Raw genomic sequence first — 11,464 nt, 5'->3', positions numbered from 1 at the left:
TTATTGCTATCTGCATTCCAATCAAAAGCTCGAACAAAACCAAATTCTTCTTCATAAACCCAGTCAGTTACTCCATTAATTATTTTATTTTTCTCACCATCAGAAGTAATTTGAGTGATTTCATTAGAATTAAAATCTTTTACATAAAGATTATTACCTTTCACAAAGGCAACTTTTTTTCCATCGGGAGAAAAGGTAGGTTCCTGAATTTTTTCTTCAGAAATTAAATCTAAAGAAGCATTTTTAACATTATATATGTAATAGTTCCCTAAGGCTGAACGTCTATATATAGCCTCTTCTTTAGTTGCCAAAATAACTTTTTTCTCGTCTTTACTAAATGTATAATCAGAAAAATAAGGTATGCCTTCAAGTTTTTCAGAACTCACCAAAGTTTCAACCTTTTTTAAAGTTTTATAATCATAAATATCAATAGATGTGTTTTTTGTTTCCCTATCAAAATTTAAAACAGAATATTGCTGACCATTTTTCATGGAATGCAATACATCCATTCGCTCTGTTCTAAACGTTCCATCTTTCCAAATATCTTCGAGTGTGATTTCTTTAGTTTGAGCCGATAAAATAGTTGTTATGAATAGACAAACGTATAGGAATAATTTCATGTGTTTATTTAAACTGTTCTTAAAAAGTTGATTAAGGCTCTAAAGCCTATATATCATTAAAAAATAGTCAATTATGGGCGTTTAGTCAAAAAAAGTATTTATTCCATAATATGATGTCAAGTTTACTAAAAATTATGCAAAAAACCTCTATTATTAACACTTAAATCATTCGGTTTATCGCAAGTATTCAATATTCATACCAAGAGTAGTATCTTTGCACTGCTAATTTGTATACTATGAGTAAATCTATTGCTGGCTTTTCTAAATTATCTAAATCAAAAAAAATTGATTGGATTGTTGATACTTATTTTTCAAATGCAGAAGATGCTAAGGCTATTTTAAAACAATATTGGAACTCTAATGATAAGCTTCAACAATTACATGATGAGTTTATAGAAAATACGATAACCAATTATTATTTACCGCTCGGTGTAGCTCCTAATTTTTTAATAAATGACAGGCTATACACCATTCCTATGGCAATTGAGGAAAGCTCCGTTGTTGCTGCAGCAAGCAAAGCAGCTAAGTTTTGGTTGGATAGAGGTGGCTTTAAAACCAAAGTAATTTCTACCACCAAGATTGGACAGGTTCATTTTATGTACAAAGGCGACTTTGAAAAATTAAAACAATTTTTTAATCATGTAAAGCCAAAACTGACTACAGATACTGAAGCTATCACTAAGAATATGAAAAAGCGTGGTGGTGGTATTCTTGATATTGAATTACGGGATAAAACATCAGATATAGATAGCTACTATCAACTACATGCTTCTTTTGAAACTTTAGACGCTATGGGCGCTAATTTTATAAATTCATGTTTAGAACAATTTGCAAAGACGTTTAAAAACGAGGCCTTATCATTTGATTTGTTTTCTGAAGGCGAAAAGCGAATTAATATCGTTATGAGCATTCTCTCTAATTACGTGCCAGATTGTTTGGTTCGTGCAGAAGTGAGTTGCACTGTTGAAGAGTTAAGTGATAATAATACAATTTCTGGTAAAGCTTTAGCTGATAAATTTTTACAAGCCGTAAATATTGCTGAAGTTGAACCCTACAGAGCCGTAACCCATAACAAAGGCATTATGAATGGTATCGATGCTGTTGTTTTAGCCACAGGAAACGATTTTAGAGCAGTTGAAGCTGGTGTTCATGCTTATGCTTCAAGACACGGGAGCTATAGCAGTTTAACACATGCCAAAGTTGAAGATGGTGTGTTTACCTTTTGGATGGAAATCCCTCTAGCCCTAGGAACCGTTGGCGGACTTACTGGACTACATCCCTTGGTGAAATTAGCTTTGGAATTACTACATAATCCATCAGCTAGAGAGCTTATGCAAATTGTCGCTGTTGCAGGATTAGCTCAAAATTTCGCTGCATTACGTTCATTGACTACAACAGGAATTCAACAAGGACACATGAAAATGCATTTGATGAATATATTAAATCAGTTTGAAGCGAATAATATCGAAAAGCAAACTTTAACCGAACATTTTAAAAGTAATACGGTAACACATAGTGCAGTAATTGAGGCGTTAAACGAACTAAGGGTTTCAAGTGAAAAGTAAAAAATTTTACAGTCATGGAAAACTTCTTCTTTCTGGAGAATACCTAGTACTTGATGGTGCTCTATCACTGGCTATTCCAACAAAATACGGACAGTCGTTAATCGTTGAACAGACGGAAAAACTTATATTAAACTGGAAAAGTTTTGATGAAAATAAAACCGTTTGGTTTCAAAATGAATTTGAAATAGATCCTGATAATGATTTGAGGCAAGTTCATGAGGATAGCATCTCAAAACGATTAATTCAAATCTTAAATGCTACGAAAGGTTTAAACTCAGAGTTCTTAAATGAAAAGTATGGTTTTAAAATTGAGACACGCTTAGAGTTTCCAAAAAACTGGGGTTTAGGCACGTCATCTACCCTAATAAACAATATAGCGCAATGGACACATGTTGATGCCTTTAAACTATTAGAAAAAACTTTTGGTGGCAGTGGATATGACATAGCTTGCGCCCAAAACAATACGCCAATAACCTATCAAATAGAAGACAAAAAGCCTTTAGTTAAAACGGTCGATTTCTCGCCTTCATTTAAAGACCAACTTTATTTCGTGCATTTAAACAAAAAACAAAATAGTCGAGATGGCATAAAACATTACAATAAAAATAAAGAAAATGCGCAATATGCTATTGAGGCTATCAATAAGATCACTTTGGAAATGATTAATTCTAAAACATTACAACACTTTCAAAGCTCAATGGTTCAGCATGAAACTATCATATCTAAAATCACTAAACAAACACCTGTTAAAGATCTCTTATTTAAAGATTTCGATGGTGCGATAAAAAGCCTTGGAGCGTGGGGAGGTGATTTTATAATGGTTGCCTCAAAAAACAACCCAAGTCAATATTTCAAAGACAGAGGTTATGAAACCGTAATTCCTTATTCAATTATGGCGCTATAAAATCCAATAAAAAAAGCCTCGATAAACGAGGCTTTTTTTATTATATGTTTGCGATTTTTATTGCACTTGAGTTGCAGCTCTATTATCTTCAATTTCAGAAGCTTCTTTTAAAGCGTTATACAATTTAGTATTAACAGAACTTGCTTTTTCTTGTTCAACTCTATTAGCAGCAGCCTGATAGCTGTCTAGCTCCACCGCTGGAGTAACTTTAGTAACTTGTACCATATAAACTCCCTTAGCACCTTCAATCAATTCTGATGTTTCACCTTCATTTAATCCAAATGCAGTTCCAGTAAGAATTGGCTCCCGACCTGCTCCAGAAATAGTTGGGTTTTTCATATTAATACCGGCAGCAGTTCTAACATTAGTTTTTTCAGCAGCAGCCAAATCTTCTAAAGTAGTAGCAGAAACTCTATCCATAATAATTTTAGCTTTCTTTTCTTTTCTGATAATAGGTAATACTTTAGCAGTTGCATCGTCAGCAGACATTAACCCAGCTTTATGTTTTGCGACTAATTGTGCAATTACATATCCATTAGGAATATTAAAACGTTTAATAGCACCAACTTCAACATCTTCTTCAAACGTCCAACGTACAATTGGTCTTTGATTTCCAACACCAGGAATATTTTCATCTAAAACCTTTATACCATTAACAGGTCTTAATGTGTATTTGTTATCTGTTGCAAGCACGCTAAAATCTCCTTTTCCTGCATTAATTTCAAAATTTGAAGCGTCCCTAAATACTTTATCTGTAGTTGCTTCAGATGGCTCAATCTTTCTAGAAATAGTTCCTACCTGAATTGCTTTTGTTTTATTCTTCTGTCCTTCAACTTCTATAATATGGAATCCGAATACCGTTTTAACAACACCTAAATCACCTGTTTTTCCTTCAAATTCAAAATCATTAAATTCAGGTACCATTGTGTTGTATGCATGCCAATCGTAGCGCCCTTCTTTAGCGACACTTCCTTGATCAGATGAAAACCCCTTAACGAATTCAGGGAATTTTGAACGATTCTTTTTTAATAATGTTAATAAACTATCCGCAGTTACTTTAGCTTCTACTTCAGTTTGTACTACATCCGGTCCCGCACTTTGAGCCCCTGTAAAAGGAATTAAAATGTGTCTTACTTTAGCAGAATCTGGTATTTGTTTAACAGCTATCAATTTAGTGACTTTAAAAGATCCATTATGTTTGTATGGACCATAAACTTCACCTTCATTTAAATTGTAAATAGCATCGGCTGCTTCTGTTGGTAAACTTGATTTAAAAACAAAACGCTCATCAAATTTTATATCTGAGGCAGAGATTGAATTTATATACTCTTCATTATTTTTTACCTTAGAGAAAGCAACAATAGTATCTTTTCTTCCTCTATCATCAACAAACCTGCCGTTAACATAAGTTTCTAATTCAATTTTAATTGCATTCTCATCTTCTACAGATGCCGCTTCTTTAAATTCAACAAAACGAATATCCCTTGAAGCGTCCACCTTGTATTGATTCTTGTTTTTGCTTATATAACTTGTAATATCTGATTTCGAAACATCTACAATACTATCTGGAATTAAAGAATAGGCAACTTGCACATATTTAATATCTACTTTATTACCTTCTAATTCATGATCTAATTTACCTTCTGCAAGCGTACCCGTTAAGCCAGCCTTAACCATATTAAAATAGTTTTGGTTTAAAGCATTTGAAGCCACTTGATTTTCATAATTAACCCAACTAGCAAAACCTTCTGGTGATGTTTCTTTTAAATTAGCTATATATTCATTCATTTTATTTTCATCAAATAGACCTGCCTCGTTTAAAAAATTCTGGTTAGTAGCTAATGACGTTTTAAGCAAATCTCTCATTTGATCTTTCTCAACAGAAATTTCAAGTTCATCAAACTGAGTTTCCATAACAGCTTGTCTCACTTCTTGCTCCCAAACTCTATTCATTACTTGCGTGTTGGTAGCACTTGGCCCCATCTGTCTTTGCAGCTGCTCTACCTTTTGCATAAAGTACTCACGAGTAATATCTTTTCCATTTATGGTTGCAACAATATTTTGCGACTTAGAAGTAAGTGCATCACTGTTTTTAAACAAATCTGCTAATACAAAAGAGAATAGCGCTAATGCTATAATTAGTATTAAGAATAGTGAACGTTGTCTTATCTTATTTAAAACTGCCATTTGTAAATTAAATTTTTAAAATCTGTTGTTGGAATTGCTTGTTTAATTTGATGTCAATTGCAATAAACTGACAAAAATATCGTGCGCGAAAATACCATTTTCTATTCAATAATAAAAGTAGAATTATGTATTTTAATCTTCTTGTAACACTTTAATTTCTACCATATCAATTTTTGTGTTTGATACTTCTAAAATTGTAAATTGAAAGTTCTCTATTTTCACAATATCGTTTTGATCAGGAATCTCCTCGGTATGATTAACAACAAGACCTCCAAGGGTTTCATAATTTTCACTATCAGGAAGATTAATTTTGTAGGTTTCATTGATATAATCAACTTCTAACCGTGCAGAAAACTTATAGGTATCTTTCTCTAAAGTTTCCTCAATTAAATCTACTGAATCATGCTCATCCTCAATCTCACCAAATAACTCTTCAACAATATCTTCAACGGTCATGATACCAGAAGTTCCTCCATATTCATCTAATACTACCGCTATACTTCTGCGCTTTTTAGTAAGTACATTTAGTACATCTTTAATAAGCACCGTTTCGGGAACAAACTCAACTAATGTTAACATAGACTTAATAGTTTTTGTCTTTTTAAACAACTCAAAAGAGTGTACATAACCCAAAATATCGTCTACAGTATCTTTATATACTAAGATTTTAGTTCTACCCGTTTCTGTAAACAAAGCATTTAGTGATTTTACTGAATCTGAAATTTCGACAGCAATAATTTCGGTTCGAGGAATCATTACTTCGCGTGCTTTTACTTCAGAAAATTCCAGAGCATTTTGAAAAATTTGTATCTCAGTATCTACATCATCTTGTTCCTCTACAGATTCCATTTGCTCACTTATATAATTACCAAGTTCCACTTTAGTGAATGCTAACTGAATTTGATCGCCTTCAGTTTTAAAGAATACTTTAAGCACAAAATCAGAAATCCAGATTACAAAATCAGAAATAAAAGTAAAAAGCACATAAAACACGTACGCAGGAACTGCTAAAGCTTTAATCAAAGTGTTCGAATATATTTGAAAAAATACTTTTGGCAAAAACTCTGCGGTTATTAAAATCACAAATGTTGATATTATGGTTTGAGATAACAAACTTAAATCTGTAAACAAATAATCTAGAAAAGGGTAAGATGTTGGTAGCATCGATTGAAACCAATTAACCAATAAATCACCCATAAAAAACCCATAAATAACTAATGCTATATTATTACCAATAAGCATTGTGGTTATAAACTTTGAAGGTTTTGTGGTAATCTTAGTTAAAGCTTTCGCAAGAATACCATCTTGCTTTTTTTCAATTTCAATATGGATTTTATTTGAAGACACATAAGCAATCTCCATCCCAGAGAAGAACGCTGAGAGTATTAATGACGCAATTATAATGATAACATAAATGCTCATTTATTTTGAATTGCCTCTGTTTTCAAATTTTCTACTAAACTTTTTTCTGAAGAAATATATAAATATGGCCAAAGCAGCTAATCCAAGTGAAATATAGGCACCATTGGTACCATCACCCCATTTTGAGATACCATCATATATAAATAATATTGCAAATACTATATAAGCGTATTGGAAAATGTTAGAAAATTTCATCGTTAAATATTTAGGAGCAAAGATACTTAAAATTGAGAAAGGTAATTTTGATTAATTAAAATTAATCTTCCAGAGTAATAATACCAGTTACTTCAAGTACTTCAGCATTTGTGAACTTAGAATTTGAATCAAAACCATTACCATTTATAAGATCTTGATCGGTTTTAAAACTTACAGGTTTATTAGTATATAGCCATTCTTTTTCCTGATCGTAGAATAATTGATCGGTTTTTAAAACTCTATTGTCATGAGTGGTGATTACAACATTATCCTGCATGTCAATCAAATCAGTATTATTATAAACATAAGCATTGTCTGCTACTACCGTACTTTTTTTATTATCCTTATCATAAATATATAGTATAACGCCATCTGTAAACTCATAAAAGGGAAAGTCTCTATTAGAATAATCTAACATTTTAGTACTAATCAAATTAGCAGAAACTCTTCCTGAGTCGGTGTATTTTACGTTAATATTATAATCAACACCAATAGGTTCATTTTCAGAAATGCCTATTTTTTGCACTTGTTTAAAACTATCATTACATGAAAAAAACATAGTCACAATAAATATTGTGACTATGTTTAATATATTATATGTAACTTTTTTGTTCATTAAATACTTGGCACCGTTACAGAAGCTCCAATCCAACAACCTATTTTAATGGTTTGACCAGCTCTTCCTGAGCTAAATATCTCAGATTTTTGTGGTGCTTTTGCATTGTAATTTGCAACAGATTTTGCAGCATTTTTCTTTTGAGTAGGGTCAACACGAGCTGCTTTTCTAGCCTCGGCTGCTGCTAACCAATATACTGCTCTTTTATCAAAATTACTTTGCCCACAATTATTAGCGCTTTTAGCGTACATCGTTGCAATTGACAGGTATGGACGTCCATTTGACGGGTTTAACTTTAGAGCCTGTCTAAAGAAACCTCTTGCTTGACCATAACTACCTCTAGCCTTCAATTTTAAACCTATTCTGTTATTAAGCTTAGATTTTTTAAAGTTATCTGTTTCTAATGAAATAGCTTGTTTGTAAAATGATATAGCCTCATTAGACTTACCTTCTTTATCTTTTAAGATACCTAAATAGTAAGCTGAATTAGCAGAAGGGCTCAATTCATGATAAGCATTTACTAACTTAAAAAATAACGGATCACCAGTACAATCTTTTTCAGACATTTTACCTGCAGCTCTTTGTAACCAAATCGCATTATTTCTGTTTTCTTCAAAATCTTTTTGATATAAAGGAATAAGGTTTTCACAGTTTGCTCTATTACCTAATTTACCATCAATACTGCCAGAGATTTGATCGTAAGCTTTCAAATAACTTTCGTAATATCTCTTATATTTTCCTTCTTTCTTAGTTAAAGCTGTTCCTGCATCTACTTTTTCAATAATTTTATTAAGCTTTTCAGAGTAGTTCTTAACTTCATCTTCTACTTTCTCAACAATATCATCATATTTATTAAATAAATCTGCTGCAGGTTTTTTACCAGCATCATACAAATCAACCATTAAAGAAAAATAAGTATATAAACTTTTAGGATTTGTAAACGTATCTTTATCTAATTTATAAGCAGCATCAAAACACTCAAATAATTCGTCATTAGTTTTACCCAGCTCTTTTTTATTGTCATATAATAACTGACAAGCTTGTGCAGCATATTCTCCCTTAGGAGTTTTACTTGCAAAATGCTCTCCTCTTTGTTCCCATAGCTTTAAAAGATCGTTAATAAAAGCTACTTTATCAGCGCCAGTTGCTTTATCTATTTTATACTCTAAAATCTTTTCACCATCTACATAAATAGCGTTATTAAACTTAGGACACTTATTTCTAACGGCCATCCAAGGCTCATAAGCTGCATCATAGTTTTTTGCTTTTGTATATTCATGGAATATGGAAAGCTTAGTCATACACTCTTCATCTTGTTGAGAAAAACCAAAATTTAACCCAATAAATAAAAAAGCTAGTAATAATGTAATTTTTGATTTCATGATAATATTTTTGTGCTGTTAGTCATACTTCCTTTTATTAAACCATCTATCATTCAAAGATAAACTTAATTGGAAATTAATAAAATTCTCTTGTATTAAATTGCTGTTTTTAGTTCCTCTCTTGCCTATTTCGAAACCAAAATTAGCGTTAGAAAATAATCTTGCATCTCCAACTGGTATACCTACTCCAAAAGATATGCCAAACTCTTTAATTGATTCACTATTTATATTTAACCCCGTTTCTTCCATCCTAACACCCGCTCTATAAACCATTCGTTTCCAGTATCCTGAAAAAGAATTGTATTGAGGAATATAAAAACCACCTAATGAAAAAGAATAAGCATCTTCATAAGATGTATCATTACTAAATAATTCGTTTGAAAATTTACTCGTCTTTAAAAAAGTGGTTTCTACACCAACAAACCATTTTCTTGGCTCACCAATACCTGCACCAATTGAAAACTTAGAAGGCAATACTACATCTGTTTCTTCTAAACCAATAGCCTCTAAATCTGTTTCAATAGTGTTTCTTTCAAATTCTTGACCATTAGAATTTATTGTAATTGTAGAAATTGACCTTTCATTTTTTGAAGTCAAATCACTTTCAGGGTTAAATGTTAAACTAGAAACTAACTCCAGTTTTTCACTTATCATCGTTTTATATGATAACCCAAAATTCAAGTTTAAACCACTTAAATCGGATCTATTATTCTCTCGAGATTGATATTGAGTGGGTACACCATCAGAATATTGATAAGCTACAATACTATTTTTAACATTCCCAAAATTATATTGAAAATCAATTCCAGCCGTTAGTCCTTTAGCTAACTGATAACCCAATCCAAAAAAAGCTTTATTAAGACCACCTTCTCCTTCAAACCTATTATCAATATTACCGCTAGAATTTATAGATTCTAATTTATAGCCCACCGAAGTATATGGCAACAAACCAAAACCAAAACCAAACTTGCCTAAAGGAATGTTTATAGCTAAATAATCAAATGATGTTGACGAAGCATTATCACTACTATTGCTGCTTTTTAAACCAGTACTGGTGTAGCTACCTCCAACAGCAAATTTAACAGGTCTACTCTCACCACCCCAAACTGCCAAGTTATCTCCGGCATAAGAAGCGGGATTACGCAAATTAACATGAATACTATCATTATATATACTCAAACCACCCATACTTCTATTCTCTACAGTCCCCTTAAATTTGAGACTTCCAATACCATAAAAAGAATAAGGAGACGTTGTTCCTTGTTGTCCATAACCGTGAATTGCAATTACAGCAATAAAAACTAATACAAGTTTTTTTATCATTCGTTTAAGTTAAATTGTAAAATAAAGTTTAATCCCTCTAAAAGAAAATTAGAATTCGCAAATATGCTACTTTTTAATTGTTTAGACAAGAATTTAGCATCACCTCCTGTTAAAATAACTGTTAAATCTGGATATTTAATTTTATATGCCTCGATAACACCATCAATTTCTTTTAAAACACCATTAATCACTCCAGAGTGTATAGATTCTTCAGTAGATTCTCCAATAATATTCTTTGGCATTTCTGACTCTAATAACGGTAAATTTGAAGTTAAATTATTTAACGATTTATAACGCACACGAATACCTGGTGAAATAGCGCCTCCTAAGTACTCCGTATTAGAAGTTACAAAATCATATGTGATACATGTACCAGCATCAATAATAAGCGTATTTTTGTTAGGAAACTGATTAATAGAACTACAGACTAAAGCAATTCTATCAACGCCTAAGGTTTTAGGTGTTTTATATAGATTTTTAAAAGGTAACTTGGTTTTAGAATCTAAAACTAATAGATCAAAAAGTTTAGCTATAGCATTAACCTCCGCTTTTTTTAGTTTTCCAACCGAAGATATAATAGCTTTTTCAATAGCAGGGTGTTTTTCTTTTAAAGCTTTAATAATAAAAAAAGTATCGTCAAGCTCAACACTTTCTCTGTACTTAAGCTTCTCGCCTTTAAAAACAGCAAGTTTAACAAAAGAATTTCCAACATCTATAATTAAATTCATCTCCATTCCAAAAGCTGTAAATTTACAAAATGAACAACAATAAACAGTCGGAATTGGAGCTATATTATTAATTACAAATGAGTTAATAATACATTATAAAAAATTAAGCAAATCAAAATGAATTTTTGCAACTTTCATTTGGCGAATAACAAAAATGAATATATATTTGCATCCGCTTTGGCGAGGTACCTTAGCTCAGTTGGTAGAGCAATGGACTGAAAATCCATGTGTCCCTGGTTCGATTCCTGGAGGTACCACAAAATTATCCCGTAACTCATTTATAAACAATGATTTACGGGTTTTTTGGTTTTTAAGGTGTGCTCAAAAGTGTGCGCAGTTTGTAACATTACATAACAATTATACTGTTATACTTTAATTAAGCAGCATGGTCCAGCCTCTCTAATACATCACCCTCTTTATATAAGACACGTCTACCAATTCTCTTCGGAACAAGTATATTTTTCTTTTCCCAGTTATTAAGAGTCACTTCTGTTACATGAAGTAATTTTGCGGTTTCACTTC

11 protein-coding genes and 1 tRNA gene are annotated in these 11,464 nt (G+C 31.8%); 3 read left to right on the top strand and 9 right to left on the bottom strand.

The features are described 5' to 3' along the window. Window positions 1–620 (bottom strand): DPP IV N-terminal domain-containing protein (locus QZ260_RS08380; RefSeq protein ID WP_295984995.1); only part of this gene is annotated, 620 nt, incomplete at its 3' end. Between the two features lie 236 nt (window positions 621–856). On the opposite strand from QZ260_RS08380, the gene QZ260_RS08375 reads away from it, so the two are divergent. Beyond that, the gene (locus QZ260_RS08375; protein WP_295984993.1) at window positions 857–2,185 is read left to right on the top strand and encodes a hydroxymethylglutaryl-CoA reductase, degradative; all 1,329 of its coding nucleotides are present in this window, start codon (window positions 857–859) and stop codon (window positions 2,183–2,185) included. Next, window positions 2,175–3,089 carry a GYDIA family GHMP kinase gene (locus QZ260_RS08370; RefSeq protein ID WP_295984991.1) on the top strand — a complete coding sequence of 305 codons (915 nt, stop codon included), beginning with the start codon at window positions 2,175–2,177 and terminating at the stop codon, window positions 3,087–3,089. Before QZ260_RS08375 ends, QZ260_RS08370 begins: the two co-directional genes overlap by 11 nt. 57 nt (window positions 3,090–3,146) lie before the next feature. Here QZ260_RS08370 and QZ260_RS08365 read toward each other — a convergent pair whose 3' ends face one another. From QZ260_RS08365 to QZ260_RS08335, 7 genes are all read right to left on the bottom strand, one after another. Next, window positions 3,147–5,276 carry a SurA N-terminal domain-containing protein gene (locus tag QZ260_RS08365; protein WP_295984990.1) on the bottom strand — a complete coding sequence of 710 codons (2,130 nt, stop codon included), beginning with the start codon at window positions 5,274–5,276 and terminating at the stop codon, window positions 3,147–3,149. Window positions 5,277–5,408: 132 nt separating this feature from the next. Next, window positions 5,409–6,698, bottom strand: a complete 1,290-nt coding sequence (locus QZ260_RS08360; protein ID WP_295984988.1) for a hemolysin family protein — start codon at window positions 6,696–6,698, stop codon at window positions 5,409–5,411. Further along, a complete protein-coding gene (locus QZ260_RS08355) occupies window positions 6,699–6,893 on the bottom strand; it encodes a hypothetical protein (RefSeq protein ID WP_295984986.1) in 195 nt (64 codons plus the stop codon). It abuts the gene before it with no gap. A 61-nt stretch (window positions 6,894–6,954) separates the two neighbouring features. Further along, window positions 6,955–7,509 (bottom strand): LPS export ABC transporter periplasmic protein LptC, encoded by a 555-nt coding sequence (gene lptC / locus QZ260_RS08350; RefSeq protein ID WP_295984984.1) that lies wholly within the window; start codon window positions 7,507–7,509, stop codon window positions 6,955–6,957. After that, window positions 7,509–8,891 carry a hypothetical protein gene (locus QZ260_RS08345; RefSeq protein WP_295984982.1) on the bottom strand — a complete coding sequence of 461 codons (1,383 nt, stop codon included), beginning with the start codon at window positions 8,889–8,891 and terminating at the stop codon, window positions 7,509–7,511. The genes lptC and QZ260_RS08345 overlap by 1 nt, the downstream gene beginning before the upstream one ends. Before the next feature lie 18 nt (window positions 8,892–8,909). Next, window positions 8,910–10,214, bottom strand: a complete 1,305-nt coding sequence (locus QZ260_RS08340) for a hypothetical protein (protein WP_295984981.1) — start codon at window positions 10,212–10,214, stop codon at window positions 8,910–8,912. After that, entirely contained in the window at window positions 10,211–10,942 is a 732-nt protein-coding gene (locus tag QZ260_RS08335; RefSeq protein ID WP_295984997.1) for a type III pantothenate kinase, read from the bottom strand. Before QZ260_RS08335 ends, QZ260_RS08340 begins: the two co-directional genes overlap by 4 nt. A 184-nt stretch (window positions 10,943–11,126) precedes the next feature. On the opposite strand from QZ260_RS08335, the gene QZ260_RS08330 reads away from it, so the two are divergent. Then, window positions 11,127–11,199: transfer RNA gene (locus tag QZ260_RS08330), tRNA-Phe, on the top strand. A 119-nt stretch (window positions 11,200–11,318) separates the two neighbouring features. Here QZ260_RS08330 and QZ260_RS13185 read toward each other — a convergent pair. Continuing rightward, a partial coding sequence (locus QZ260_RS13185; protein ID WP_365969418.1) for a helix-turn-helix domain-containing protein occupies window positions 11,319–11,464 on the bottom strand: 146 nt, incomplete at its 5' end.

Source organism: uncultured Algibacter sp., from assembly GCF_905480415.1.
GTDB lineage: Bacteria > Bacteroidota > Bacteroidia > Flavobacteriales > Flavobacteriaceae > Algibacter_B.
Note: the sequence above shows the minus strand (reverse complement) of the source record. Positions and strands in the feature narration are given on the sequence as shown.

Coding starts and splice junctions, on each gene's coding strand:
- QZ260_RS08340 (WP_295984981.1), bottom strand. CDS start 10,214: ATGATAAAAAAACTTGTATTAGTTTTTATTGCTGTAATTGCAATTCAC.
- QZ260_RS08345 (WP_295984982.1), bottom strand. CDS start 8,891: ATGAAATCAAAAATTACATTATTACTAGCTTTTTTATTTATTGGGTTA.
- QZ260_RS08365 (WP_295984990.1), bottom strand. CDS start 5,276: ATGGCAGTTTTAAATAAGATAAGACAACGTTCACTATTCTTAATACTA.
- lptC (WP_295984984.1), bottom strand. CDS start 7,509: ATGAACAAAAAAGTTACATATAATATATTAAACATAGTCACAATATTT.
- QZ260_RS08355 (WP_295984986.1), bottom strand. CDS start 6,893: ATGAAATTTTCTAACATTTTCCAATACGCTTATATAGTATTTGCAATA.
- QZ260_RS08335 (WP_295984997.1), bottom strand. CDS start 10,942: ATGAATTTAATTATAGATGTTGGAAATTCTTTTGTTAAACTTGCTGTT.
- QZ260_RS08360 (WP_295984988.1), bottom strand. CDS start 6,698: ATGAGCATTTATGTTATCATTATAATTGCGTCATTAATACTCTCAGCG.
- QZ260_RS08375 (WP_295984993.1), top strand. CDS start 857: ATGAGTAAATCTATTGCTGGCTTTTCTAAATTATCTAAATCAAAAAAA.